Raw genomic sequence first — 26,134 nt, 5'->3', positions numbered from 1 at the left:
CGTGTCAGCGGACTAAGCTTTCAGAGCCGGATAAAGGAGTGCGCATGTTCTATTGGATCATGAAGAACATCGTCATCGGCCCGCTGCTGCTCTCGCTTTTTCGCCCGTGGATCATCGGGCTGGAGAACATACCCAAGACCGGCCCGGTCATTCTGGCCAGCAATCACCTGTCATTCATCGACTCGGTTTTTCTGCCGTTGGTTGTGCCGCGCCGGGTGGCTTTTTTGGCCAAGAGTGATTATTTCACCGGCAAGGGTCTCAAAGGCTGGGCGACGCGCCAGTTTCTCACCGCGGCCGGGCAGCTGCCCATCGACCGATCGGGCGGCAAAGCCTCGGAGGATTCGCTCAACACCGGATTGCGGGTTCTCGGCGAGGGGCGCATCCTCGGTATCTATCCGGAGGGCACCCGCAGCCCCGACGCCCGCCTGTATCGCGGCCGCACCGGTGTGGCCCGCATGGTGTTGGAATCGGGCGTGACGGTCATCCCGGTGGCGATGATCGACACCGAGAAAGCCATGCCGACCGGCACACGGATTCCGCGGGTGCGTCGCATCGGCATTGTCATCGGTAAACCACTGGACTTCACCCGGTTCGAGGGGATGGAAAGCGACCGATTCGTTCTACGCAGTGTCACCGATGAGCTCATGTATGAGTTGCAGCGACTCAGCACGCAGGAGTACGTCGACGTCTACGCCTCCTCGGTCAAGGAGAAGCGGGCCAGCCTTTCGCGATAGGCTGCCTGAAGTGCTGTCTGCGCATTGCGCGTGACACACCTCATCCATTTCGGGTCGGTACGAGTTGCCGGTCCAGTATAGAAAACAGGAACCATCCCGTGGTAGACCCCACCGAGCCCATCGTTGCCGCAGAAGCCTCTGTCATCACGGGTCTCGACCACTGGCGCACCCTGCCGATCAAGCAGCAGCCGATTTGGCCCGATGCGGCCAAGGTGGCGGCGGCATCCGCTGAGCTGGCGACGCAGCCGCCGCTGGTCTTCGCCGGTGAGGTCGACATTCTGCGCGACCGGCTCGCTCAGGCCGCTGGCGGGCAGGGTTTTCTGCTGCAGGGGGGCGACTGTGCCGAGACGTTCAGCGGCGCCACGGCCGATCAGATTCGCAACCGGGTCAAGACCGTGCTGCAGATGGCCGTCGTGCTCACCTACGGTGCGTCGATGCCGGTGATCAAGATGGGGCGCATGGCCGGCCAGTTCGCCAAGCCCCGCTCGAGCGACTTCGAGACCCGCGGCGATGTCACGCTTCCGGCGTACCGCGGCGATATCGTCAACGGCTACCCGTTCACGCCCGAGTCGCGCGAGGCCGACCCGGACCGGCTCGTCAAGGCCTACCACACGTCGGCATCGACCCTCAATCTGATTCGTGCGTTCACGCAGGGTGGCTTCGCCGACCTGCGCCAGGTGCACAGCTGGAATCAGGGCTTCGCCGCCAACCCGGCCAACCAGCAGTACGAGAAGGTGGCCAAGGAGATCGACCGCGCGATCAAATTCATGATCGCCTGCGGCGCCGACTTCGAGGCGATGCGCCGAACGGAGTTCTACACCAGCCACGAGGGCCTGCTGATGGACTACGAGCGCCCGATGACCCGCATCGACTCCCGCACCGGAACGCCGTACAACACCTCGGCACACTTCATCTGGATCGGGGAACGCACTCGTGACCTCGATGGCGCTCACGTGGACTTCCTGTCGCGGGTGCGCAACCCGATCGGCGTCAAGCTCGGCCCGACAACGTCGGCCGACGACATGCTGCGCCTCGTCGACAAGCTCGACCCGAACCGCGAACCGGGCCGCCTGACCTTCATCACCCGCATGGGTGCCGGCAAGGTGCGGGATGCCCTGCCGCCGCTGCTCGAGGCCATCAAGGCCAGCGAAGCGACGCCGCTGTGGGTGACCGACCCGATGCACGGCAACGGCGTCACCACACCGACCGGCTACAAGACGCGTCGTTTCGATGACGTCGTCGACGAGGTCAAGGGCTTCTTCGAGGCGCACCGCGCGGTGGGGACGCACCCCGGCGGAATCCACGTTGAACTCACCGGCGATGACGTCACCGAATGCCTCGGCGGTTCCGAGCACATCGACGAGGCCGCCCTGGCGACCCGCTACGAGTCGCTGTGCGACCCGCGTCTGAACCACATGCAGTCCCTCGAGCTCGCCTTTCTGGTAGCCGAGGAGCTCGCGGCTCGTTAGCCTCTATCTGGACGGGGCCCGGCCCCTCCCGGGGCCCAGTTTATAAACTGGGCCCGGGTCGCAAGGTGGGCCCGGGATCAGCCGAACGGGTTCGTGGGTTTGAGCGATATCGTGCTGCCCTTGGGCAATGACGTGCCAGCCGCTGGATCCGTCGACGCTACTTGAATTAGAGTGGAGTAGATCGGTGCATCCGCGCCCGGGTTGTAGGTGAGTTTGAAGCCGAGCGCGGTCAAGGCCTTCTTGCCGTCACTCCAGGACATGCCGATGACATTGGGCACGGTGACCGGCTCGGGACCGCGGGAAATGACGAGGGTGAGCGTGGCGCCCTCGCGTACGGCGCCCTCAGGTACCCGAGCGGTGATGACGTCGCCCTCATCGACCGTGTCACTGAAGGTCTGCTCGCCGGAGACCACGAGAAGGTTCTTGCCGACCAGAATGTCGGTGGCTGCAGCCACGGTCTTGCCATCGACATTGGGAATGACCCCGAGTGACACGACGAGGTTCACGGTCAGGCCCTCGAAGTATTCGCCGCCCGCCGAGACGTCGGCGCCGTCGGATTCCTTGCTTGCCGAGAGGACTGTGCCTTCCGGCACCTCGCCGTTGAAGACCGGGTCGATACTGCCGACCACGGCGTTCAGTTCGGTGATGGCAGCGGATACGTCCGCCTGCGTCGCCCCGGCCAATTTAGGCAGCGTGATGGGCTGGAGGCCTTGGGAGACGATGACCCTGACGGTGCTGTCCTGGGGTACGCGGCTGCCCGCATGCGGATCGGTACCGATGACGAGCCCCTCGGCGATGGTGGCGCTGAAGGCGCCGCTCGGTTCGGGTATGAGACCGAGTTCGGTCAGCTCAGACGAGGCGGCTTCGGGGGAGGCCGACACGAAGTCGGGCACCATGACGTCGGATCCCGGGCCGGATCCGAAGTACCAGCCGGTTCCGCCGAGGGCGACGGCAATGACGATGACAAGGGCGAACAGCCAGAAGCCGCGACGCTTGCGCTTGTCGGCTTTCTTGGTCAATAGATCGCCACTGTCGGGCGGGCCTATCGGGCCGGTGCCGACCGGGTGCATACCCAGCAGTGTCGCGGCGGGAGGTTTGGTGGGAGCGAGTCTGGCGCCGAGTACCTGCGTTTCGGCGTCTGCTAGCGCGTTGGCGTCGGTGCGCAGGTTGGCGGGCAGGACCATCGTCTGCTGCAGAGCCAGTTCTTCGGTACCGCCGCGCACGAGCGCGCTCACGTCGTGCAGCTGGTCGAGCATGACCCGGGCGTCACGAGGACGGTCCTCGGGGTCACGGGCGGTGGCCCAGAGTACGAGTTCGTCGAGCTCGCGGGGAACGGAGACAACCTTGCTGCTCGGCATCGGCACGGTGTCGTTGGCGTGCTGGTAGGCGATCTGCATCGGAGCTTCGCCTACATAGGGCTGCTCGCCGGTGAGCATTTCGAAAGCCATGATGCCGAGTGCATAGATGTCGCTGCGCGCATCGGCGATACCGCGGGTGACGAGTTCGGGGGAGAGATAGGCAATGGTGCCGAGCAGGGCTTGGCCGGTCGCCGTATTGTTGTTGACCGCGCGCGCCAGACCGAAGTCGCTGATCTTGATGCGGCCGTCGTCGGCAAGCAGCACGTTCTCTGGCTTGACGTCGCGGTGCACGATGCCCGCCTTGTGGGCGGCCGCGAGCCCGCTGAGCACGGCTTCGAGAATATCGAGGGTTTGCTCAGCTGTGAGTCGGCCGTAATCCTTGAGCAGGTCACGCAGTGTGATGCCGGGTAGATATTCCATGACGAGATAGGCCATGTCGGCGTCCTGGCCCTGGTCGAACACGTTCACAACGTTGGGGTGAGCCAGTCGGGCTGCCGATCTGGCCTCCTGGATAAACCGGATCTTGAACGCGCTGTCGTCGGCGAGATGGCCGTGCATGATCTTGATCGCGACCCGGCGTTCGAGGCGCAAGTCGGTGGCGAGGTAGACCGTGGCCATGCCGCCGCGCGCGATGCGCGAGCGCACTTGATACCGGCCGTCGATAAGACGGCCGATCATCGGGTCGGTCGAGGGAGCGCTCACTCCTTGATTCTACGGAATTCGGTGGCGGCACCGGAACGCGGCGCGCACAGGGCGCCATCCTGGTCGGTGACCCCGTGGCCCGGCCGCCCTGATCGGGCGGGCGACCGGCCTACCCGATTTGGCTGATCCAGGCGCGCGCCGACGTTTCCCATTTCGCGTAGTAGTCGGGGTACGCCGAAATCTGCACGGCCTGCGCAGCCTGAGTCACGGTCATCGACTCCCAGCCAGCGATATCGAGCAGCCCTCGGGTCACGTTTGGGTTCGGGTTGCTTGCGCCACCGAAGAAGGCGCGGCTGGCCCGCACCGGGTCCATAATCTGCTCGGGGGTGCCCCAGCCGGCGCTCGGCCGCTGTTGGAACAGTCCGAGGGAATCCCGGTCGCCGTAGTCCACGTTGCGCAGCCCTGATTCCTGGGCCGCCGCGGCCAGTGCCACGACGAGACCGGCACGGTTGACACCGGCGCCCCGACCGACCGACACGATCGTCTGGGCGTTCTGCCGCATCTCTTCAGACATCGGAGTCACCACTCCGGCCGATGCGATCGTGTCCGGCGCTCGGGCGGGTGCGACGACGGCCGGAACGGATGCCGGCGGCAACGGCAGAACCAGAACCTGTCCTGGGTAGATGATGCTCGACCAGCCGAGGCCGTTGGCGTCGAGCACGGCCTGCACGCTCACCCCGGCTGCGCTGGCCACGGTGGTGATGGTCTCGCCGGAGGCGATGGTGTGGGTGACTGCCGAGGCAACGTGCGCTACCGGCGCGATGTACGCCAACGATTCCAACACCGGGGTCTCGGTAAGAAGCACGATCTGACCCGGGTGAATGACGTCACTCGCGGTGAGGCCGTTGGCTCCTTGAACATCGGCGGTTTTCAGGCCGTGGGCGGCCGCGATGCCACTCAGGGTGTCGCCACTTTGCACCGTGTAGGCGTTCGGTGCGTTGGCAGCGGATGGCGCCGGCGCCGCCGTCTGAGCCAAGGCCAAAACCTGACCGGCAAAGATCAAGGCCTGGGAATCGAGACCGTTCAGCGCCAGCACGGCCGACGTCGTCAAACCGAACCGCGCGGCGATTGCGCTCACGGAGTCGCCATCCACGACCGAATACTGGGCCGGCGCACTCTGCACGGCGGCTACCTCGGCCACCGCCAACGCGGGAGTGGTCTCGGCGAGCTTCGACTCGAGCGGTTTCTTCGTCAGGGCCTGGGCGTGAACCGGCGCCGCCAGGTTGAGGCTGATCGCGAGCGTACTCACGAGCACGATGGGTACCGTCAGCAATGCCGGACTGGAGCGTCGGTCGCCGGTCTTCTTCGCCAGCCGAGTGGAAGAACCGGCACCGGACAATGCGACAACGCTCCCTGCCTCGGGAACCGACGCGCCTAGCGCGGCGGCATCCGTCGTTTTTGTACTCACCTTGGACGACATGGTGCTCCATTCATTGTGCGCACACGGTCACTGTGTGCAGAGAATTCGTACAGCAACGTGCAGTGTGGGGCAATCCCCACTATGAGGTTTTCATAGTAATGCAGGGGAGTCAATCGAACGGTCAGCACGAAAAAGCTCTGATCAAGATAATTAAGCGGTCGGAGGTTTTGCCGTGGCCCCGATTCATGGGAAGCTGATGGAGTGAGTGATGTGTCTTCAGAGCCCGAGTGGCTTACTATCCCTGCCCTGGTCAACCTGCTCGGAATGAGCCAGAGTCGCGTGCGGCATCTGATCGACGACAAGTACCTGCTGGCTATTCGGCGGGACAACGTCTCGATGGTCCCCTCACTCTTCCTACGTGATGGGGCTCCCGTTCCGGAACTCCGTGGCACGCTGTTCGTTCTGGCCGACGACGGCTTCACGGACATGCAGGCCATGACCTGGCTGCTCGAGATCGACGACAGCCTCGGCGTGCCGCCGATCGAAGCCCTCCGCGCCGGCCGCAAGGCCGAAGTGCGTCGGGTCGCCCAGGCCCTGGCTTAACCGGCTTTGGCTCAGCCGACTGTGGCCTGAACGGGCCTTGCTTCAGAAGAACGCGTGTCGATCAGAACGCCCGGTGCGTCACCCGATCGGTCAAATCCCGCAGCTTCTGCTTGGCCTCGGCAGTGATGGGTGCGGTCTGAAGTGCCGCTAAAGCCTGCGCAACCTGCGCTTCGATGAGCGCCTCGACCCGGTCGACGGCGCCACTGTCGGTGATGAGCTGCTGCAACGTACGAATCTGCGCGGCGTCGAGCGCTGGGTCGCCGAGCTGTGCGTCGAGCGAGGCTCTGTCGGTGTCGTCCAGACGCTCCCGAGCCAGGGCGATCAACACCGTGCGCTTGCCCTCGGTCAGATCGTCGCCACTCGGCTTGCCGGTCACCGCGGTGTCGCCGAATACCCCGAGCAGGTCGTCGCGCAGCTGGTAGGCCATGCCCAGTGGCAAGCCGAAAGTACGCAGCGCGCCCAGCTGGGCGGCCGTGGCGCCGGCCAGCGCTGCTCCGATCACAAGGGGAGCCTGAACGCTGTACTTGGCTGATTTGAACACGATCACCCGGAGAGCCCGATCGAGCAGCTCCGCTTCCGGCTGTGCCAGCCACGCGCGTTCTTCGAGAATGTCGAGGTACTGCCCGGCTGTGACCTCGGTGCGCATATGGTTGAACTCGAGTCGGGCACGTCGGGCCGCGGCGCGATCGGCGAGTCCATGGAGACCCTCGTCGAGCAGCTCATCGCTCCAGCCGAGCAGTAGATCGCCGAGCAGAATCGCTGACGCCCGACCAAACGAGACCGGGTCGCCGGCCCAGCCCTCACGCGCGTGCAAACTTTCGAACAGCTTGTGGGCGCTCGGAGCACCCCGTCGCGTGTCGGAGTTGTCAATGATGTCGTCGTGCACGAGGGCAGCCGCATGAAAAATCTCCAGTGCGCTGGCCGTCGATACAACGGCCGCCAACCCTGCCGCGCCGGCTTCCAGACCGGCGGATGCTATGGCTTCGTCGGCCGCACCGGCTGCACGGTTCGTTCGTTCTCCCGCCGCTTTGCTGACCGACTCCGGGCTCGCTTCCTGCCCCGTTTCCGGAGCGAAATCGGACGCGAGAACGCTCTGTGCACCCCAGTAACAAAATTGCGCTCGAAAGCGCTTTCCACCGCTGAGAAACTGCCGTGAGTAGTCAATAAGAGGAGTTAGATCGGAGCTGATCAGGGTCACAATTGGAGCACGAGACATGAGGTAGTCGTCGATGCGAGATTGAACCAAGTCGACCAGGCGTTTGCTTTCAGGCACCCGTATAGCCTAGCCACCACGGCGGGGTTAGAATTATGGAGTTCGAGCCGTCCTGCTCGGATTTGTCACCCCACCCGCTCGATCCCGTAACTGGAGGGAATGAGATGCCGCTTTCGGAACAGGAGCAGCGACTCCTTGAAGAGATGGAGCGCAGCCTCTATCACAACGATGCCGACTTTGTCGCCAGCGTTGGAGCATCGCGAATGCGCCCGAACTATCGTTCGATCGCAATCGGTGTCCTGCTCGCCGTCGCCGGCATCGTCGCCCTCATTACGGGCGTCGCCATCGCACAGTTGTGGCTCGGCATTCTGGGGTTCATCGTCATGTTCGGTGGTGTGCTCATCGCGGTCACGCCCGGCAAAGCCATCCGCGCCGTTCCCGGACCATCCTCAGCCGGCCATCGCCCGGCGCAGGCCAAGTCCAACCAGGGCTTCATGGAACGACTGAACGATCGGTGGGACCGCCGCCAGGACGGTCAATAGCGCGAACGGTCGGTGTCGCCGATGCTCGTATCGCTAGTGCTCAATGTTGCTGATGGTCAATGCTGCTGATGTGCAGTGTTGCTGATGCTCAGTAGTGCGAATGCTCAGTAGTGCAAATGCTCGGATGCACCCCGGACCCGAAGCACGATCCAGACCCTCCACCGGGCGCCAATAACTCCATAATTTGCAGCCGCACAGGGCCGATCATCTGATCGGCCCTTTTTTGTGCTTAAAAACGGGCCGAAAGCAGTTGTTCTGACAGATCATGCTCCATTTCCCTCCACGTGACGTTGACCCGTAAATCCGGGGTTGACGAGACATTTTTTTGCTGAATAGCCTCGATTTTCTAGGTTTCGTGGTTGAAGGTGGAGTAAAGTGGAGCCAGACCTGAATCTGGCCGGAAGAAAGGGGTGATTCTTGTTTCTTGGCACCTATGCCCCCCGGCTCGACGAAAAAGGGCGCATCATTCTTCCCGCCAAGTTTCGGGACGAACTCTCCACCGGAGTGGTGATGACACGCGGGCAGGAACACTGCATCTACGTGTTCAGCACCCGGGAATTCGAAATCCTGCACGACAAGATCCGCCAGGCGCCGGTCACGAGCAAGCAAGCTCGTGATTACCTTCGGGTTTTTCTGTCGGGTGCGAGTTCGGAAACACCGGACAAACAAAACCGCGTCACCATCCCCGGCAACCTACGCAGCTATGCGGGGCTTGACCGGGAACTGACCGTCATCGGTGCTGGCAGCCGAGTCGAGATTTGGGACAGCGAAGCGTGGGCCACGTACCTCGCCGAGCAGGAGACCTCGTACGCCAACACGACGGAGGAGGTGATTCCGGGACTCTTCTAGCCCTTGGCGCCTGACTCCCAGCCGTTTTTGCCCTGACACACTTCCCCGGTGCCAGGACGAAATGGAGGGGAATCAGGCGTCACGGACTATCCCGGCATTATGGCTGGTAACGAAATTCACACCCCGGTATTGCTCGAACGCTGCGTCGAGCTACTCGCACCCGCGCTCGCCCGGCCCGGCGCCGTGCTCGTCGACGCGACACTCGGCATGGGCGGACACGCAGAAGCGATCCTGTCACGCTTCCCCGAACTGACCCTTGTCGGCCTCGACCGCGACACCGAGGCCCTCGCCATTGCCGAGGAACGACTCAAGGACTTCGGCGACCGGGTACACCTCGTACACACCGTCTACGACGGCATCGGCGAGGCCCTCGATGGCCTCGGTATCAGCGAAGTCGCCGGCGTACTTTTCGACCTCGGCGTCTCGTCGCTACAAATTGACCGGGTCGAACGCGGCTTCTCGTACTCGAAGGATGCTCCTCTCGATATGCGCATGGACGGTACAGCCGGCCTCACCGCCGAGAGCATCCTCGCCGATTACAGTGAGCATGATCTCAGGCGCATCTTCCAGGACTACGGCGAAGAGAAACTGTCCGCACGCTACGCCAAGGCCATCGTTGAAGCCCGCGAACTGACTCCGTTCGTGCGATCGGCGCAACTGGTCGACGTGATCACCAAGGCCACCCCGGTCGCCATCCAGCGTCTCGGCCACCCGGCCAAGCGGGTGTTCCAGGCGCTGCGCATCGAGGTCAACCAGGAGTTGGCCGTGCTCGAACGGGCCATTCCCGCCGCGCTCGATCGGGTAGCCGTCGGCGGCCGCATCGTCGTCATGGCTTACCAGTCGCTCGAGGACCGCATCGTCAAGCGGGCCTTCGCCGCCGCATCCGGTTCCACAGCTCCCGCCGGACTCCCGGTCGAGCTGCCCGAACACAAGCCACTCTTCACCCTTCTGCTGCGCGGCGCCGAACTTGCCTCCGACGAAGAAAAAGCTCTCAACCCCCGTGCCACGCCGGTCAGGCTGCGCGCCGCTGAACGACTGAGAAGGGCCACCGCATGAGCGACAACCTGGCACGCGCACCGTTTTCACTTGACAGCGACCAGTTCGATGCTCTGAATCCGGAACGCCGTGGGTTCCGCCTCGTCTCGCCCGCCCCGAGCCGTCGGGCCCGCCCGCGCATCTTCTACGCGCTCACCTCGGTAGCCGGCATAGCCGCCATCATCGTCGCCCAACTGCTGCTGAGTGTCGGCATCTCCCAGGGCGCCTATGAGATTTCGAGCCTGCAATCGAACCAGTCAGACCTCGGGCGCACCGCGGCCAGTTTGAATGAAGACCTCGTTCGGGTGTCCTCCCCGCAGAGCCTTGCCGCCAATGCCGAAGGATTGGGCATGGTCAGCAACTCCAATCCGGTCTACCTGCGGCTCTCCGACGGTGCTGTTTTGGGCGCTCCGGCGTCGGCGTCGGGTTCCCAGGCCGGAGCGGCCAGCCTGGTACCCAACGCCCTGTTGACCGGTAGCACCCCGCTGACGCAGCTTCCGGACGACGCGGCCGCCAAGGCTGGCGCCGTCGCAATCACCAGCGCTCCGGTCGTGCCCGCGGGACTCGCGGCGCCCACTACCCGATAGTTCCCCCGGAGTCGACCAGAATGGGCAGATGAGCGTGCGCAACAGCAGTGCCGGAGACAACAATCCGACTAAATCCCGGTCCAGCCGCCGACGCACCTTTTTCACCATCGTCGTGCTGTTCGCCGTGATCGCCGTGTTTCTGGTGCGCCTGGTCGACATTCAGGTTGTGCAGGCCGATTCGCTCACCGCCGACTCCGTGGGAAACCGCTCGGTCGGCCAGGTGGTCTACGGTTCACGCGGCGAGATCGTGGACACCAACGGTGTCGTGCTGGCCGGAACGGTCATGCGTTTCAATATCACCATGTCTCCGGTGAATGCGACACCGTTCAAGCGCACCGTCAATGGCAAGAAAATCGAAATTTCGGTGGCCGAAGCCGCCGCCGAAATCGGCGCAGCGACCGGTCAAAGCGGTGATGCCATTCTGTCGACGATCTCGACCGCCCTGAAGGCGAATGCCAAAACGAACTTCGCCTACATCGCGAAGAAGGTCGATGTGGACGTGTTGCGCGCAGTGCAAGACCTGCACATTCCCTGGACCTACTCCGAGAAAAGTCCCAGCCGGGTCTACCCGAATGGGGCCGTCGCCGGCAACGTGCTCGGCTTTCTGTCGGGGGAGGGCGTGCCGCAGGCTGGCCTCGAATCCGGGCAGGAAACCTGCCTGGCCTCAACCAACGGTTCGGAGACTTACGAAAAGGGTGCCGACGGCGTGCGCATTCCGGGTAGCAGCGTCACGAGCAGCGAGGCCGTCGACGGCGGCGATGTCGTGACGACCATCGACTCCGACCTGCAATGGTTCGTGCAGCAGACCCTTGCCGCACGGGCGCAGGAGACCGGGGCAGCGTGGGCGACGGCGGTCGTGCAGGATGCCAAGAGCGGCAAGCTACTGGCTGTGGCCGACTATCCCTCGGTCGACCCGAACAATGTCGGCGGTACCAAGAACCCGGAGGATCGCGGCTCCCGCGCCTTCACCCAGTCCTTCGAACCCGGCTCGACCTTTAAAGCGCTCACCGCGGCATCCGTGCTCGACGCCGGGGTGGCCACGCTCGACACCGGCATCGTCGTGCCCTACCGGTACCTGCCGGCCAACGGCGCGAACATCAATGACAGCCATCAACACCCCGACCAGCGTATGACTCTCACCGGCGTGCTGATCGACTCGAGCAACACCGGCATGTCCAAGTTCGGTGAACTGCTCACCAAACAGCAGCGCTTCGACTACATGAAAGCATTCGGTGTGGGCACCGCGACCGAGACTGGTTTTCCGCGCGAGGACGGCGGAATACTGCACGCGGTCGACGACTGGGACAGCCAGACCAACTACGCGACCATGTTTGGTCAGGGCCTGACCACGAGCGCATTGCAGGTTGCGAGCATCTACCAGACCATCGCCAACGACGGCGTGCGCATGCCGGTGCAGTTGGTGGAGGGGTGCCGGCAATCCGACGGCACCATGACCGAGGTGCCCGACGTGACCGGTACCCGGGTGCTGTCCGAGACGGCGGCGCACGAAACCAGTGACGTGCTCGAGATGGTGTACCAGAAGAGCTGGGTGGCCAGCAAGTGGAATATTCCTGGCTACCGCGTGGCTGCCAAGACCGGAACCGCCCAGATGCCGGACGGTAAGGGTGGATACTCCAACGGGTATTTGGTGTCGGTGTCCGGGTACGCTCCGGCGGACGATGCACAGTATGTCGTTTCGGTGAGCATCGCCGACCCTGTTAAACTGAACACGTCGGCCGCACCGGCTCCGGTCTTCCAGGAGATCATGAGTCAGGTGTTGAAAAAGTACCGGGCGGTTCCTTCAGGTGCGACTCCGCCTGACCTCCCTTCCACCTGGTAAGAAAGTGAGCCCTGCGTGTCTGAATTGGCGCCGTCGGCTCTTCGTCCCGAGCACCCCGTTCCGCGGTCGTTGTCGGGATTGGTTGCCGAATTTGATCTAGAACTGCGTGGAGACATCGACGGTCTCGAGGTCACCGGTGTGAGCCTGAGCTCGCGCACGGTGCAACCGGGTGACCTCTATGTCGGTGTTCCCGGCCAACACCTGCACGGTGCCAGCTTCGCCGCGGCGGCTGCCGAGGCCGGCGCAGTGGCCATCCTGACCGACGAGGCGGGCGCTGTGCTGTGTGCGGGCAGCGGTCTGCCCGTGCTCGTGACACCGGATGCCCGGGCCGCGCTCGGCGCCGTTGCCGCCTGGATCTACCGCACCCACGACAACCCGGCGACCCTGTTCGCGGTCACCGGGACCAATGGCAAAACCAGCGTCGTCTACCTGCTCTTTGGCATTCTGAACCAACTGGGCGTTGTCTCCGGACTCACCTCCACCGCTGAACGCCGCATTGGCGACCTCGCCGTGACGAGTGCGCTCACCACACCGGAAGCCAGCGAACTGCACGCCCTGCTGGCGCGCATGAACGAGGCGGAAGTGCGCGCGGTCGGCATCGAGGTGTCAGCACAGGCCCTGAGCCGCTACCGGGTCGACGGACTCGTCTTCGACATCGCGGCGTTCACGAATCTCAGCCACGACCACCTCGACGACTACGCGGCCATGGACGACTACTTCCATGCCAAGCTCGAGCTGTTCCAGCCCGACCGCTCGCACCGCGGCGTCGTCACCGTCGACACCGACTGGGGTCGCCGAATCGCCGACGAGTGCCGTATCCCGGTGACGACGATCACCAACCGGGCCGACGTGGACGCCGACTGGCGCATGACCGTGGTCGGCGAATCCGCCACGCACACCGACTTCGTGCTCGAGGGCCAGGGCGGTCGCCGCCTGCACACCCGGGTGCCGCTGCTGGGCTGGTATATGGCCGCCAACGCCGCGCTGGCCATCGTCATGCTCGTGGAGAGCGGATTCGACCTCGGCGCGATCCAACACACGCTGAACCGCGACGGTGGCATCGTGGCTTTCATTCCCGGGCGCGCGGAGCGCATCTCCGGTGATCGCGGCCCGCTCGTCTACATCGACTACGGCCACAGCCCCGATGCTTTCCTCAACACCCTCGCGGCCCTACGCAAATTCACGCCCGGCAAACTGATCATGTTGTTCGGTGCCGACGGCGACCGCGACACCACGAAACGCGCCGATATGGGCAGAATCGCCGCGCAAGGCAGCGATATCGTGGTCGTGACCGACTTTCACCCGCGGTTTGAAGACGCCGCGAGCATCCGTAGCGTTCTGCTGAACGCTGCCCGCGAAGCTGTGCCAGACGGCGAGTTCTACGAGGTGGCCAATCCGCGTGTGGCATTTCGCACGGCGTTGTCACTCGCACACGAAGGAGACACCATTCTTTACGCCGGCCCAGGCCACGAGGACTACCACGAGGTGCAAGGCGTGAAACTGCCGTATTCGGCCCGGGAAGACTCCCGGCAGGCGCTTCGCGACGCGGGGTGGCTGTAAATGATCGCCCTCTCCCTGTCCGATATCAGCCAGGCCGTCAACGGTGCCCTGCACCTCACCGACGCCTCCTCGGCCACTGACCTCGTTGACGGTTCGGTGCAGACCGACTCCCGGCTGAGCGAACCCGGCTCCATTTTCGTAGCCAAGTTCGGCGCGGTCACCGACGGACACCTGTTCGCGTCCGACGCGACCGGACGCGGTGCCGTGCTGCTCATCGTGGAACATCTGCTCGATTTGCCGGTCACCCAGATTGTCGTCGCCGACGCCGTCGCAGCGCTCGGCGCCCTGGCCGCCGCGGTCGTCGCCAGGGTGCGCGCCGTCGGGAACCTGAAGGTCGTCGCCGTCACCGGTTCCAACGGCAAGACCACCACCAAGAACCTGTTGCGCAGCATGCTCGAACAGGTCGGCCCCACCGTCGCCCCGCGCGGCTCTTTCAACAATCAGGTCGGTGCGCCGATGACGATGCTCGAGGTGACGTTCGAGACACGGTTTCTCGTGATCGAGATGGGGGCCAGCAGCGAGGGCGCGATCGCGAACCTCGTGCGTCTGGTCCGCCCCGACATCGGCATTGTGCTCATCGTAGGTCTGGCTCATGCCGGCGAATTCGGCGACCTCGACGCCACCGTGCGGGCGAAATCCGAGATGGTCACCGATCTGCTCGAAACGGATGTCGCGGTGCTCAACGCCGATGATCCACGGGTCGCGCAGATGGCCGCGATCACCCCCGCGCGCATCGTCCGCTTCGGTGAATATGGCCAGGCCGACGTGCGCGCGAGCGACCTGAACTCCGGCCGTACCGGAACGACCTTTACCCTGCACCTCGCGAGCGGGCAGAGCGCCACGGTCGAGTTTCGCGTGCTCGGTGAGCACCACGTCATGAACGCCCTCGCCGCGGCGGCCGCCGCCGAGGTGCTCGGAGTATCGCTTGGCGACATCGTCGCCGCACTGCAAGCCACCACGCGAGCCGAACGATGGCGCATGGAGGTACTCGGCGGCAAAGACGACATCACCGTCATTAACGACGCCTACAACGCGAGCCCCGACTCGATGAGCGCTGCCCTCAAGACACTCGCGCAGATCGGCACCCCCGGCCGACGCACCATCGCGGTGCTCGGGGAGATGGCCGAGCTCGGTGAACTGGCCGGCGACGAGCACGATCGGATCGGACTGCTCGCCGTGCGCCTGAATATCTCCCAGATGATCGTGGTGGGCCCCGCGGCCCGCCGCATGCACATCAGCACGATCAACGAGGGATCCTGGGACGGTGAGTCGGCCTATGTCGACACGCCGGACGAAGCCTTCGATCTGGTGCGCAGCAGCGTGAATCCGGGGGATACGGTGCTGGTGAAGTCATCGAACTCCGCGGGTCTGCGATTCCTCGGCGATCGACTGGGAGACTTGTTCTCGTGAGAGTCCTTTTACTGTCCGGTGCGTTTTCGCTCGCGTTCACCCTGTTCCTGACTCCGCTGTTCATTCGATTGTTCAAGAAGCTCGGCTGGGGCCAGTTCATTCGCGACGACGGCCCCAAGAGCCACCACGCCAAGCGCGGCACCGCCACCATGGGTGGCATCATCATCATTCTGGGTGTGCTGATCAGCTACTTCACCACCATGCTGATCGAACAACGGCCCTTCACCCCGTCGCCGTTGCTCGTGCTGTTCATGATGGTCGGCCTGGGACTCGTCGGTTTTCTCGACGACTTTCTCAAGACCCGCAATCAGCGCAGCCTCGGGCTCGGCGGCTGGTCGAAAGTACTCGGGCAGGTCATCGTCGCCGGTGCCTTCGGCGTCTTGTCGCTGCAATTCGCCGACCGCAACGGCCAGACACCCGCGTCGACCAGCATCTCCTTCATTCGCGACCTGCCGCTCGACTTCATGAAGCTCGGTACCTTCATCGGGATCGGCGTGTTCCTGATCTGGATCTGCCTGATAGTCGCCGCGACCTCGAACGGCGTCAACGTGGCCGACGGCCTCGACGGCCTCGCCACGGGGGCACTGATCTTCGCCATCGGGTCTTTCGTCGTGATCGGTTTCTGGCAGTCCAACCAGAGCTGCTTCGGGGGAGCGGATGCCGCCGATCAATACAAGTGTTATCTCGGGCCCGACTCCTTCGACCTCGCCATTGTCGCTGCGACCATCGTCGGCGGCTTGATCGGATTTCTCTGGTGGAACACCTCTCCGGCCAAGATATTTCTCGGTGACACCGGATCGCTCGCCCTCGGCGGCGCCCTCGCCGCCCTCGCGATTCTCAGCCGCACCGAACTACTCCTCGTGCTCATCGGCGGGCTGTTCGTGATGGAAGCCGGTTCGGTGATCGTGCAGCGCGCCTACTTCAAGATCACGCACGGTAAACGCATCTTCCTGATGAGTCCGATCCATCACCATTTCGAACTCAAAGGGTGGGCCGAAGTAACGGTCGTCGTGCGATTCTGGATCATCGGCGGCCTGCTCGTCGCTGCCGGTGTCGGCTCCTTCTACCTCGAGTGGCTGTCGCGCTAATGGGTGCTGACACTAATGCTGATGGAGACGCCGGCACCAACGACCGCCTGAATGAGCTCACCAGCTGGCACGCCGATTGGAGGGGCCTGCGCGTGAGCGTGCTGGGCCTCGGCGTGACGGGCTTCGCCGCCGCCGACACCCTGGCAGAGCTCGGCGCCGACGTGCTCGTGCTGGCGTCGCCGGGCCCCGACGAACGGTTCGATCTACTTACCGTGCTCGGGGTGCCGTTCGTGCAGGCTGACCTGCGCGAGGTTCCTGCCCAACTCGCGGCGCAGCATCCGGAATTGATGATCGTGTCGCCCGGTTTTCACCCGGACCACCCGCTGCTGCTCTGGGCGGCCGCACACGAGGTTCCGGTCTGGGGCGATATAGAACTGGCCTGGCGGCTGCGTGACAAGGTCGGCCCTCCCGCCGAGTGGATGCTCGTCACCGGCACCAACGGCAAGACCACGACCGTGCAACTAACCGCCACGATGCTCGCCGCCCACGGCAGCCGCGTCGCCCCCTGCGGCAACATCGGCGTGCCAGTGCTCGACGCCATCCGCGACCCGCAGGGCTGGGACGTGCTGGTCGTCGAACTGTCGAGCTACCAGCTGCACCACCTGCCGCACAGCGGCCCCGGTGCCCTCAAACCCTGGGCGAGCGTCTGCCTCAACCTTGCCGACGATCACCTTGACTGGCACGGAACGGCTGCGGCCTATCGCGCCGCCAAGGCGACCGTCTACCTGCACACCGCCGTGGCGTGCGTCTACAACAAGGCGGATGACGCGACCCTCACCATGGTGCAGAACGCCGACGTGCAGGATGGCGCCCGGGCGATCGGTTTCGGACTCGGCGTGCCCGGACCGAGCGAGTTGGGCATCGTCGACGGCATCGTCTGCGATCGGGCTTTTCTGGAGGACCGGTTTGAACGCGCGCTCGAGCTGACCACGGTGCCGCACCTCGTCGCCGCCGGACTCGGCGCCCCGCACGTGATCGCGGACGTGCTCGCCGCGAGCGCCCTGGCCCGGTCGTTCGGCGTGCTCCCGGCGACCATCCATACGGCGCTGGAAACTTTCCACCTCGACGCCCACCGCATCGAGACCGTCGCCATCGGAGACGGCGTCGAGTGGATCGACGATTCCAAAGCCACCAACCCGCACGCCGCCGACGCCTCATTGGCCGCCTATGAGTCGGTCGTTTGGCTGGTCGGCGGGCTGCTCAAAGGGGTCGACATCGACGCCCTCGTGCACAAGCACGTCGGCCGTCTGCGGGGGGCGATCATCATCGGCGTCGACCGAACGGTATTACGGCAGGCATTCGCGCGACACGCCCCCGACCTGACCGTGTTCGAGATCGACTCGGACGACACTGATCAGGTGATGACGGAAGCGGTGCGACGTGCCGCCGAACTCGCTCTGGCTGGTGACACGGTGCTGCTGGCACCGGCAGCCGCGTCGATGGACCAGTTCGAGAGCTATGCCGAACGGGGCCGGCTTTTCAATCAGGCAGTACACGACTTCTTGGGCAGGTGACGCGGATGGTACAGGTGCCGCGTAACCCCGCTTCCCGCACCAGGCCGGCCGCTCAGGTCCAGCCCAGCGCACCGACTTCTCTCCCGACCTCACACCCGTCGACCGGTGCGCGCCAGGCGCCCAGTGCTCGCCTGGCGGCCCTGCGGCCATCGCGGGGCGCGGCCGTGCCAGCCGCACCGGAAGCGGCGGGCGGGCCATCGGTTCGGATCAACCTGGGTCGCGTGTTCAAGGCTGAGGGCGGCAACTACTTTCTGCTGCTCGGTACGACCCTGTTCCTGGTCATTTTCGGCCTCGTCATGGTGCTGTCGTCGTCGTCGGTGGACTCCTTTCTGGCCGACATGGGGTTCTTCGGTGGACTGTTGCGTCAGGGCATGTTCGCCCTGATCGGTCTTCCGCTTATGCTCGTCGTGAGTCGGCTGCCGCTCGCCTTCTGGCGTCGCGTGGCCTGGCCGTCCTTGCTGATCACCAGCTTTCTGCAGTTTCTCGTCGTGGCCACCGGGCTCGGCGTCGGAACCGGCGGCAACACCAACTGGCTGAACATCGGCGGCATCCAATTTCAGCCGTCCGAGGGCATCAAGGTGGCCCTGGTCGTCTGGCTCGGCATGATTCTCTCGCAAAAGCAGAACCAGCTCGACGACTGGAAGCACGTGTTCATTCCCGTGTTCGGTGTCGGCGGCGGCGCGGTGCTGCTCGTCATGATCGGCGGTGACCTCGGAACCGCCATGATCATGGCCGGCATACTTTTTGGCGCGCTGTTCTTCGCAGGAGTCAAAATGCGGCTCCTCGCCGTGCCGGTGCTGATCGGCGTCGGCGCCGCCATCGTGCTGGCCATTGTGAGTCCCAACCGCATGACCCGCATCACGAGCTTTCTCAGCGAGAGCTGTACCCAGCTGAGCGGGGAGATCTCCAGCAGCTGCTGGCAGCCGCTGCACGGCACCTGGGCGCTGGCCAACGGCGGAATCCTCGGCGTGGGCCTGGGCAACTCAAAGGCCAAATGGTCCTGGCTGCCGGCGGCCGACAATGACTACATCTTCGCCATCATCGGCGAGGAGCTCGGCCTGATCGGCTGCATCGTCGTGCTCGGCATGTTCATTCTGTTGGCCTTCGCCTTCCTCCGCATCATGCGTTCGGCCACGACGGTTCAGGGCAAGGTGTCCACGGCCGCTGTCATGGTCTGGATCATCGGCCAGGCCTTCGTCAACATCGCCGTCGTGCTCGGAGTGTTCCCCGTGTTGGGCGTTCCACTGCCGTTGATCTCGGCGGGTGGTACCGCTTTGCTCACCACCCTCGTCGCGATCGGAATCGTGCTCTCCTTTGCGCGCGGCGACCGTTCGAGCGAACCCGCTCCTGACCCCATCGAGGCTGACCGGGCATGACCACGTACCTTCTGGCAGGCGGCGGAACCGCCGGTCACGTCAACCCCCTGCTTGCCGTCGCCGACCGCATTCGCAGCACCGAAGCGGATGCCACGGTGCTCGTGCTCGGAACGTCTGAGGGTCTCGAAGCGCGCCTGGTCCCCGCCCGCGGCTACGAGCTCATCGTCGTCCCCCGAGTGCCATTTCCACGCCGACCGAATCGGGCGGCCCTGCGCTTTCTGCCGCGCTTTGGCGCGGCCGTGCGGGCGGTGACCGACGTCATCCGTTTGCGTCACGTTGACGTGGTCGTCGGCTTCGGCGGCTACGTCTCCACCCCGGCCTACCTCGCGGCCCGGCGTGCCGGGGTGCCGATCGTCATCCACGAGGCGAACGCCAAGCCGGGCCTGGCCAACAAGCTCGGCGCCCGCCTGACCCGGCACGTCGGCGTTGCGTTCGCCGGCACACCGATTCGACATGCCCGGTTCGTCGGGATGCCACTTCGGCCCGAGATCGAAGAACTCCACCGCTCGGCGGCTCGTCCCGAAGCCCTGGCCTTCTTCTCGCTTGACCCCGACCGACCGGTGGTGCTCGTCACCGGTGGGTCGCTCGGAGCCCGCCGGCTCAACGCCACGATGGTCGCAGCGGCGGGCGACCTCGTGGCCGCGGGCTGGCAGGTGCTGCACATCACCGGGACCACGGCCGAGGTCGTCGACCCCGAGCTGCCGGATTACCACCTGGTCGCCTATTGCGACCGCATGGATCTCGCCCTGGCAGCGGCCGATTTCGCCGTGACTCGGGCGGGAGCGGCGACGGTGAGCGAACTGTGCGCGCTCGGCATTCCTGCCGTGTATGTGCCCTACCCGGTCGGCAACGGCGAGCAGCGCTTCAACGCCTCGCCCGTGCTGGCAGCCGGCGGGGGAGTGCTGATCGCCGACTCCGATTTCGTGCCGACCTGGGTTCAGGGTGAGTTGGTGGCACTGCTGGGTGACCGCGCGAGGCTGGCGTCGATGGCGCGGGGGGCGGCGTCCGTTGGCGCACTCGACGGAACGGCCCGAATGCTCGACCTGATCCACGGGGCCCTCCCGTCGTGATCGTCAGGCTGCACGCGTAACGTAGTGCCCGCACGATCTGTTTTATTTGCTACACCTCATCAGCTGCAACCGAGAAGAGCGCACCGCCGTGATCAAACCAGACCTCACTCTGACCATTCCTGACGACCTCGGAGTGGTGCACTTCGTGGGGATCGGCGGATCCGGCATGAGCGGCATCGCACGCTTGTTCCTGAACCGCGGCTACACGGTGACCGGCTCCGATGCGAAGGAGTCGCCCAACGTGCAGGCGCTCCGCGATCTGGGTGCCAGCGTCTTCATCGGCCATGACGCGGCCAACGTCGGCAACGCCGACACGCTCGTGGTCACCGGCGCCCTCTGGTTGGACAACCCCGAGTACGTGCTCGCCAACGAACGCGGGCTCCCGGTGCTGCACCGGGCGCAGGCCCTGGCCTGGCTCATCCGTGAGCACCGCCTCGTCTCGGTCGCCGGCGCCCACGGCAAGACCACGTCCACCGGAATGATCGTCACCGGACTCCTCGGCCTCGGCCAGGACCCGAGCTTCGTCAACGGCGGTGTGATCGAATCCCTCGGCGTGAGCTCGGCCAGTGGTGGCGACGACCTGTTCGTGGTCGAAGCTGACGAATCCGACGGCTCCTTTCTGCTCTACCACACGGCGGTCGCCCTGATCACGAACGTCGACCCCGACCACCTCGACCACTACGGCTCGCTCGAAGCCTTCCAGGCTGCTTTCGTGGAGTTCAGCCGCAACGCGAGCGAGCTGGTCGTCATCTCGTCCGACGACGCCGGCGCCGTGCGGGTCACCGCCACGATTGCCGAAGCGGATGTCGCCGCGCGGGTGATCACCTTCGGGGAGCATCCCGATTCCACCGTGCGCGTGCACTCCATCACCACGACCGGACCGGTGAGCTTCAGCGTCTCCTGGCGGGGCCAGGATTACAGCGCCACCCTACGCATCCCCGGCAAGCACAACGCCATCAACGCGGCCGGCGCCTTTGCCGTTCTGGTCGGCCTCGGATTCGACCCCGCAGCAAGCCTTGACGCGATCGCCGGGTTCGGCGGCACGCAGCGCCGGTTCGAGCTGCACGGCACGGTCGGCGGCGTGAGCGTCTATGACGACTACGCCCACCACCCGACCGAGGTCGCCGCCGCTCTCGCTGCAGCCCGCACGGTCGTCGGCGCGGGCCGCATCATTGCGGTGCACCAGCCGCACTTGTACAGCCGAACACGCATGTTCGCGCAGGAATTCGCCGAGACTCTCGAGACCTTCGCCGACCAGACCATCGTGCTCGGCGTCTACGGCGCCCGCGAAGATCCAGAGCCCGGCGTGACCGGCGCACTCGTCTCCGAACGGTTCCGCGACCCGTCGCACGTTGCCTACGTGCCCGACTGGCAGGATGCTGCCGACTACCTGGCCAGCATCGCCCGCGACGGCGACTTCGTCGTGACCCTCGGTTGCGGCGACGTCAACCGCATCGTGCCCCAGCTGCTCGCCTCGTTGGAAAAGGCACGCGGATGAGGCGGCGGTGAGGCGACCAGGCGGCTTCCAGCATCCGGCCCAGCCGGCTCCCGAGCCGGCCGGCAAGCCGACTTTGGGCACAAAAGCACACCGCAACAGGGTGACAACGGCTCGTTCAGACGAGCAGACTCCGCATCCGACAGAGTCGACAAGCACCCGGGGCGCCGTTGGGCCCCTGAAGCGCTCGTCGAAGCCGTTCGACGCTTCCGATACGACGACAGAACCGATCATCCACGCCGGGGTCACGGCATCCGTGGCGGCGAACACGGTGATCCCCGTGCCGGGTGTGACTTCTCTGGCGTCGGCGAACACGACCGAGGGGTCGTCCGGCGGCACAGCGGGAGCCCGTGCGGCCCGGTCAGTGCTCCGAGCCGCTCAGCGTGCCCGTAAACGCTTCGAACGGGCCGAGGTACGCCGGTTCACCGGGCGCACTCGGCGCCGGCGTACCGCTTGGATTCTCGGTGCCGGTTCTGTTGTTGTCGCCTTCGGACTGATTATCGGTGCCGCCTACTCACCGTTGATGGCGCTCCGTACGATCGAGGTCGTGGGTACCAGCCGCATTCCGGCGACCGACGTGTCGGCGGCCCTGGCCGGCCAGATCGGAACGCCCCTTCCTTTGATCGAGACCGACCTGGTCAAGAGCGAACTGTCGCAGTTCACGCTCATCCAGAGCTACGTCACCGAGAGTCGCCCGCCCGGCACGCTCGTGGTGCGCATCATCGAGCGGGTTCCGGTGGGCGTGCTGGCCGGTCCGACCGGTTTCGACCTAGTCGATGCCGCGGGCGTCGTCATCGAGACGACGCCGGTACGCACGGCGGGCTACCCGCTCATCGACGCCCCGAACGGAATCGACAGTGCCGGGTTCACCGCCGCAGCCGCCGTACTCACCGTGCTCCCGGACAGCATCCGCACCCAGTTGGATGCGGTGACCGCCGCAACCACGGACGACGTCACCCTGAGTCTGCTCGGCGGTGAACGCGTCGTCTGGGGCAGTGCGGAGAAGTCGGAATACAAGGCCGTCGTGCTGGCCGCCCTATTCATCGGACACCCGGCCGGCACGGTCAACGAGTACGACGTCTCATCACCCGACAGCGCCGTACTGCGCTAGTTCGCGCACCCACGGGGTCTTCACCACGGATTCGGCGAGTTCTTCGCGACACGCGGGCGCGCCTCCCCATCCACGCGTCACCCGCGCATACTTTCGTAAACAGGAATTGCATACTCAGCATAACTTTAAACTTCGACAAGAGGTTTAAGGTTCCACCCGGAGGCCGGACGTGTCAAACAATCAAAATTATCTAGCCGTCATCAAGGTTGTCGGCATCGGCGGTGGCGGCGTCAATGCCGTCAACCGCATGATCGAGCTGGGCCTCCGCGGTGTCGAGTTCATCGCCATCAATACGGATGCCCAGGCTCTGCTCATGAGCGACGCCGACGTCAAGCTCGACGTCGGTCGTGACCTCACCCGCGGTCTTGGTGCCGGCGCTGACCCCGAGGTGGGTCGCCGCGCCGCAGAAGACCACGCTGAAGAGATCGAGGAGGCCCTCGCCGGTGCCGACATGGTCTTCGTCACCGCCGGAGAGGGTGGCGGTACCGGAACCGGTGGCGCGCCTGTCGTCGCCCGCATCGCCAAGTCGATTGGCGCCCTCACTATCGGTGTGGTCACCAAGCCGTTCGGCTTTGAGGGCAAGCGTCGCCAGGCCCAGGCGGAGACCGGGGTCGCCTCACTCAAGAATGAGGTCGACACCCTCATCGTCGTGCCCAATGATCGCCTGCTCGAAATCAGCGACCGCGGCATCAGCATGCTCGAAGCCTTCGCCACCGCCGACCAGGTGCTCCTGGCCGGTGTGCAGGGCATCACCGACCTGATCACCACCCCGGGCCTGATCAACCTCGACTTCGCCGACGTCAAGTCGGTCATGCAGGGCGCCGGCTCCGCCCTCATGGGCATCGGTTCTGCTCGTGGTGCCGATCGCGCGATCAAGGCAGCTGAACTGGCCGTTGCCTCGCCCCTGCTCGAAGCGAGCATCGACGGCGCCCACGGCGTCCTCCTGTCGATTCAGGGCGGATCCAACCTCGGCATCTTTGAGATCAACGATGCGGCTCGCCTCGTCCAGGAGGCCGTGCACCCCGAAGCCAACATCATCTTCGGTGCCGTCATCGATGACACCCTGGGCGACGAGGTGCGGGTCACCGTCATCGCCGCCGGTTTCGACGGCGGTGAGCCTGGCGCCAAAGCGGTCGAGGTGCGGCGTGCCGACCTCGTCGCTGCTGGGATTGCAGCAGGCGCCGGAACGGCCACGGCCGGTGCGCTGGCATCCGCCGGCAGCGCCAACGGCGCACCGGCGACCGGCTCGGGAAGCTACAGCGATGGCGAGCTCGCGGCCGTCTGGGGGAGCTCCGACGCCGCCAATGGCGTAACCGTGGCCGACCCGGCCTTTGAAGAAGAGGCCGATGACCTGGACATCCCCGACTTCCTCAAGTAGACCCGACCTCTTCAGCAGGTCGATGAGCAGCAGTCCCCGGGCCGACGCCAGTCGGGTCAGCCCGGGGGCAGCGCCTTCTTTGCACGTAACGAACAGAGCAGCCTGAGCATGGCACTTCCTGACGCGACACCCTCCGAGTTATCCTCGAGCGATTTGGCCACCCGGCTGGGCGCAGTACGTACCGGCGTCGCTGACGCTGCACGCGAGGCCGGTCGAGACCCCGCCGGAATCACGACAATCGTGGTCACCAAATTCCACCCGGTGTCACTCATTGAGGAGCTCTACGCCCTCGGCGTGCGCCATGTGGGAGAGAATCGGCACCAGGAAGCGCAATCCAAGGCTGCGCTGCTGGCCGATCTCGACCTCAGCTGGCACTTCGTCGGACAGGTGCAGGGCAAGAAGGCGCGCCAGGTTCGGGCCTACGCCGACGTCATCCACTCGGTCGATCGGGAGTCCCTGGTGACCGCTCTGGGCTCGGAGGAATCGAGTCTTGACTGCTTCATTCAGGTCAATCTCACCGATGACGCTATGCGCGGCGGCGTGGATCCGCTGAACCTGTCGGCCCTGGTCGACAGCCTCCTGGCCGCGCCCGGGCTGCGCCTGCTCGGGCTGATGGCTGTGGCTCCGCTCGGCGAGGAACCGCGCCGAGCCTTCGCCCGGATGCGCGAACTCAGTGTCGAGCTGCGTACGCAGGCGCCGATGGCGACCGCACTGTCCATGGGAATGAGCCAGGACTACGCGGCGGCCGTGCTCGAAGGGGCGACACACCTAAGAATTGGCACGGCAATCACCGGCATTCGTCCGGTGCTCAGTTAATCTCGAAGTAGCAAACCAACACGGAGGTCGACATGTCCAACCCGCTCAAGAAAACCATGGTCTACCTGGGTCTGGCAGACGAAGAGCTGGAGTACCAGGCGCCCGCCGGCACCCAGGGCGCTGCCAACAATGGCTCCGCCAACCACGGCGCCACCAATCACATGAGTGCTGTTCCGTCACGCGCACACGAGAACGTGCCGCACGGCAGTGCCGCACACTCCAGCGCGGCCCAGAACTCTGCCGGTCGGGCACCGGTCACCCCCCTGCGTACGACTTCGACTCCCCAGAATGTGGCTGCGTCTGAAATGAATGAAATTCTCACGGTTCACCCGCGCGCCTACAAAGATGCCCAGGTCATTGCCGAATCCTTCCGCGATGGCATTCCGGTGATCATCAACCTGTCGCAGATGAGCGACGGCGATGCCCGCCGTCTCATCGACTTCGCAAGTGGCCTGTCGCAGGGCCTGTATGGCAAAATCGAGCGCGTGACCGCCAAGGTCTTCTTGCTGTCGCCGTCCCATGTCGTCGTCTCGGGCGACAGCACCACCGAAGAGGGCGCTGAGGACAGTTCCTTCTTCGCGCAAGGCTAGACTCAAGCGTGACTGGTATACCGATTCTGGGAAATCTTCTCTATTTCCTGTTCTTTATGTACTTCCTCGTGCTTTGGGGTCGCTTCATCGTCGACCTCGTGCGCGGCGTCAACCGGGGCTGGCGTCCGCAGGGCTTCCTGCTCGTGCTCGTCGAACTCGTCTATACGCTGACCGACCCGCCGGTACGTTTTTTCCGTCGCCTGGTCCCGCCGCTTCGCATCGGGCCTATCGCGTTGGATTTCGGCTTCACCCTGACGATGCTTTGCACCATCGTCGGCATGTCCCTGTCGGGCTTAATCTAAACGTTCGACCGGGGCATGTATCCTTATCGGATGGCTGGTTCGCCGCGAGCCCGTACTCGCTCGTTGGCCGCCCGTAGTCAATCCAACACTTGGGCGATATTCGTCTCGAGTCAGTCAAATGTTCATAACACA

General features: G+C 64.8%; 23 protein-coding genes. 20 read left to right on the top strand and 3 right to left on the bottom strand.

Annotated elements, in window-relative coordinates; genetic code table 11:
• The first annotated feature begins 44 nt into the window (after nt 1–44).
• Together E3N85_RS10640 and E3N85_RS10635 are read left to right on the top strand one after the other, a co-directional pair.
• Complete coding sequence (locus tag E3N85_RS10640; protein ID WP_134462993.1) at nt 45–734, top strand: 1-acyl-sn-glycerol-3-phosphate acyltransferase; 690 nt, start codon at nt 45–47, stop codon at nt 732–734.
• Nucleotides 735–832: 98 nt separating this feature from the next.
• Nucleotides 833–2,203 carry a class II 3-deoxy-7-phosphoheptulonate synthase gene (locus E3N85_RS10635; protein ID WP_134462991.1) on the top strand — a complete coding sequence of 457 codons (1,371 nt, stop codon included), beginning with the start codon at nt 833–835 and terminating at the stop codon, nt 2,201–2,203.
• A 77-nt stretch (nt 2,204–2,280) separates the two neighbouring features.
• Here the strand turns inward: E3N85_RS10635 and pknB are convergent, their stop codons facing one another.
• Nucleotides 2,281–4,263, bottom strand: coding sequence for a Stk1 family PASTA domain-containing Ser/Thr kinase (pknB, locus tag E3N85_RS10630; RefSeq protein WP_134462989.1), 1,983 nt, complete (start codon nt 4,261–4,263; stop codon nt 2,281–2,283).
• Nucleotides 4,264–4,372: 109 nt separating this feature from the next.
• Entirely contained in the window at nt 4,373–5,683 is a 1,311-nt protein-coding gene (locus E3N85_RS10625; RefSeq protein WP_134462987.1) for a LysM peptidoglycan-binding domain-containing protein, read from the bottom strand.
• 210 nt (nt 5,684–5,893) lie between these two features.
• Between E3N85_RS10625 and E3N85_RS10620 the strand changes: the two genes are divergently transcribed.
• Nucleotides 5,894–6,226 carry an Rv2175c family DNA-binding protein gene (locus E3N85_RS10620; protein ID WP_370289225.1) on the top strand — a complete coding sequence of 111 codons (333 nt, stop codon included), beginning with the start codon at nt 5,894–5,896 and terminating at the stop codon, nt 6,224–6,226.
• Nucleotides 6,227–6,287: 61 nt separating this feature from the next.
• Here E3N85_RS10620 and E3N85_RS10615 read toward each other — a convergent pair whose 3' ends face one another.
• Nucleotides 6,288–7,499 carry a polyprenyl synthetase family protein gene (locus tag E3N85_RS10615; RefSeq protein ID WP_134462983.1) on the bottom strand — a complete coding sequence of 404 codons (1,212 nt, stop codon included), beginning with the start codon at nt 7,497–7,499 and terminating at the stop codon, nt 6,288–6,290.
• A gap of 104 nt (nt 7,500–7,603) precedes the next feature.
• On the opposite strand from E3N85_RS10615, the gene E3N85_RS10610 reads away from it, so the two are divergent.
• The 17 genes from E3N85_RS10610 (at nt 7,604) to E3N85_RS10530 (ending at nt 26,002) form a co-directional block, all read left to right on the top strand.
• A complete protein-coding gene (locus tag E3N85_RS10610) occupies nt 7,604–7,981 on the top strand; it encodes a DUF3040 domain-containing protein (RefSeq protein ID WP_134462981.1) in 378 nt (125 codons plus the stop codon).
• Between the two features lie 417 nt (nt 7,982–8,398).
• The gene (gene mraZ / locus E3N85_RS10605) at nt 8,399–8,830 is read left to right on the top strand and encodes a division/cell wall cluster transcriptional repressor MraZ (RefSeq protein WP_134462979.1); all 432 of its coding nucleotides are present in this window, start codon (nt 8,399–8,401) and stop codon (nt 8,828–8,830) included.
• A 99-nt stretch (nt 8,831–8,929) separates the two neighbouring features.
• Nucleotides 8,930–9,886: a 16S rRNA (cytosine(1402)-N(4))-methyltransferase RsmH gene (rsmH, locus tag E3N85_RS10600; protein ID WP_134462977.1), complete on the top strand. Its 957-nt coding sequence runs from the start codon at nt 8,930–8,932 to the stop codon at nt 9,884–9,886.
• The gene (locus tag E3N85_RS10595; protein WP_134462975.1) at nt 9,883–10,452 is read left to right on the top strand and encodes a hypothetical protein; all 570 of its coding nucleotides are present in this window, start codon (nt 9,883–9,885) and stop codon (nt 10,450–10,452) included. The genes rsmH and E3N85_RS10595 overlap by 4 nt, the downstream gene beginning before the upstream one ends.
• Nucleotides 10,453–10,480: 28 nt before the next feature.
• Nucleotides 10,481–12,292 carry a penicillin-binding protein 2 gene (locus E3N85_RS10590; protein ID WP_134462973.1) on the top strand — a complete coding sequence of 604 codons (1,812 nt, stop codon included), beginning with the start codon at nt 10,481–10,483 and terminating at the stop codon, nt 12,290–12,292.
• Nucleotides 12,293–12,307: 15 nt separating this feature from the next.
• Nucleotides 12,308–13,852, top strand: a complete 1,545-nt coding sequence (locus E3N85_RS10585; RefSeq protein WP_134462971.1) for a Mur ligase family protein — start codon at nt 12,308–12,310, stop codon at nt 13,850–13,852.
• Entirely contained in the window at nt 13,853–15,262 is a 1,410-nt protein-coding gene (gene murF, locus E3N85_RS10580; RefSeq protein ID WP_134462969.1) for a UDP-N-acetylmuramoyl-tripeptide--D-alanyl-D-alanine ligase, read from the top strand.
• On the top strand, nt 15,259–16,350 hold the full coding sequence (mraY, locus tag E3N85_RS10575; protein WP_134462967.1) for a phospho-N-acetylmuramoyl-pentapeptide-transferase: 1,092 nt from the start codon (nt 15,259–15,261) through the stop codon (nt 16,348–16,350). Before murF ends, mraY begins: the two co-directional genes overlap by 4 nt.
• Nucleotides 16,350–17,864 (top strand): UDP-N-acetylmuramoyl-L-alanine--D-glutamate ligase, encoded by a 1,515-nt coding sequence (gene murD / locus E3N85_RS10570; protein ID WP_134462965.1) that lies wholly within the window; start codon nt 16,350–16,352, stop codon nt 17,862–17,864. Before mraY ends, murD begins: the two co-directional genes overlap by 1 nt.
• Nucleotides 17,865–18,028: 164 nt before the next feature.
• Nucleotides 18,029–19,240, top strand: a complete 1,212-nt coding sequence (gene ftsW, locus E3N85_RS10565) for a putative lipid II flippase FtsW (protein WP_241978435.1) — start codon at nt 18,029–18,031, stop codon at nt 19,238–19,240.
• The gene (locus E3N85_RS10560; RefSeq protein ID WP_134462961.1) at nt 19,237–20,310 is read left to right on the top strand and encodes a glycosyltransferase; all 1,074 of its coding nucleotides are present in this window, start codon (nt 19,237–19,239) and stop codon (nt 20,308–20,310) included. The genes ftsW and E3N85_RS10560 overlap by 4 nt, the downstream gene beginning before the upstream one ends.
• Nucleotides 20,311–20,398: 88 nt before the next feature.
• Nucleotides 20,399–21,808 carry a UDP-N-acetylmuramate--L-alanine ligase gene (murC, locus tag E3N85_RS10555; RefSeq protein ID WP_134462959.1) on the top strand — a complete coding sequence of 470 codons (1,410 nt, stop codon included), beginning with the start codon at nt 20,399–20,401 and terminating at the stop codon, nt 21,806–21,808.
• Between the two features lie 100 nt (nt 21,809–21,908).
• Complete coding sequence (locus E3N85_RS10550) at nt 21,909–22,916, top strand: FtsQ-type POTRA domain-containing protein (protein ID WP_241978434.1); 1,008 nt, start codon at nt 21,909–21,911, stop codon at nt 22,914–22,916.
• A gap of 169 nt (nt 22,917–23,085) precedes the next feature.
• A complete protein-coding gene (ftsZ, locus tag E3N85_RS10545; RefSeq protein ID WP_134462957.1) occupies nt 23,086–24,294 on the top strand; it encodes a cell division protein FtsZ in 1,209 nt (402 codons plus the stop codon).
• Between the two features lie 108 nt (nt 24,295–24,402).
• The gene (locus E3N85_RS10540) at nt 24,403–25,110 is read left to right on the top strand and encodes a YggS family pyridoxal phosphate-dependent enzyme (RefSeq protein WP_134462955.1); all 708 of its coding nucleotides are present in this window, start codon (nt 24,403–24,405) and stop codon (nt 25,108–25,110) included.
• Between the two features lie 32 nt (nt 25,111–25,142).
• The gene (locus tag E3N85_RS10535; RefSeq protein WP_134462953.1) at nt 25,143–25,700 is read left to right on the top strand and encodes a cell division protein SepF; all 558 of its coding nucleotides are present in this window, start codon (nt 25,143–25,145) and stop codon (nt 25,698–25,700) included.
• Between the two features lie 8 nt (nt 25,701–25,708).
• On the top strand, nt 25,709–26,002 hold the full coding sequence (locus E3N85_RS10530) for a YggT family protein (RefSeq protein ID WP_241978433.1): 294 nt from the start codon (nt 25,709–25,711) through the stop codon (nt 26,000–26,002).
• Nucleotides 26,003–26,134: the final 132 nt, after the last annotated feature.

Source organism: Cryobacterium sp. Hz9 (assembly GCF_004402825.1).
Lineage (GTDB): Bacteria > Actinomycetota > Actinomycetes > Actinomycetales > Microbacteriaceae > Cryobacterium > Cryobacterium gelidum.
The sequence above is the reverse complement of the archived record's forward strand: the minus strand, read 5'-3'. Positions and strand labels throughout refer to the sequence as shown.

Coding starts and splice junctions, on each gene's coding strand:
- E3N85_RS10640 (WP_134462993.1), top strand. CDS start 45: ATGTTCTATTGGATCATGAAGAACATCGTCATCGGCCCGCTGCTGCTC.
- E3N85_RS10625 (WP_134462987.1), bottom strand. CDS start 5,683: ATGTCGTCCAAGGTGAGTACAAAAACGACGGATGCCGCCGCGCTAGGC.
- E3N85_RS10610 (WP_134462981.1), top strand. CDS start 7,604: ATGCCGCTTTCGGAACAGGAGCAGCGACTCCTTGAAGAGATGGAGCGC.
- rsmH (WP_134462977.1), top strand. CDS start 8,930: ATGGCTGGTAACGAAATTCACACCCCGGTATTGCTCGAACGCTGCGTC.
- E3N85_RS10595 (WP_134462975.1), top strand. CDS start 9,883: ATGAGCGACAACCTGGCACGCGCACCGTTTTCACTTGACAGCGACCAG.
- E3N85_RS10590 (WP_134462973.1), top strand. CDS start 10,481: ATGAGCGTGCGCAACAGCAGTGCCGGAGACAACAATCCGACTAAATCC.
- murF (WP_134462969.1), top strand. CDS start 13,853: ATGATCGCCCTCTCCCTGTCCGATATCAGCCAGGCCGTCAACGGTGCC.
- murD (WP_134462965.1), top strand. CDS start 16,350: ATGGGTGCTGACACTAATGCTGATGGAGACGCCGGCACCAACGACCGC.
- E3N85_RS10560 (WP_134462961.1), top strand. CDS start 19,237: ATGACCACGTACCTTCTGGCAGGCGGCGGAACCGCCGGTCACGTCAAC.
- E3N85_RS10540 (WP_134462955.1), top strand. CDS start 24,403: ATGGCACTTCCTGACGCGACACCCTCCGAGTTATCCTCGAGCGATTTG.
- E3N85_RS10535 (WP_134462953.1), top strand. CDS start 25,143: ATGTCCAACCCGCTCAAGAAAACCATGGTCTACCTGGGTCTGGCAGAC.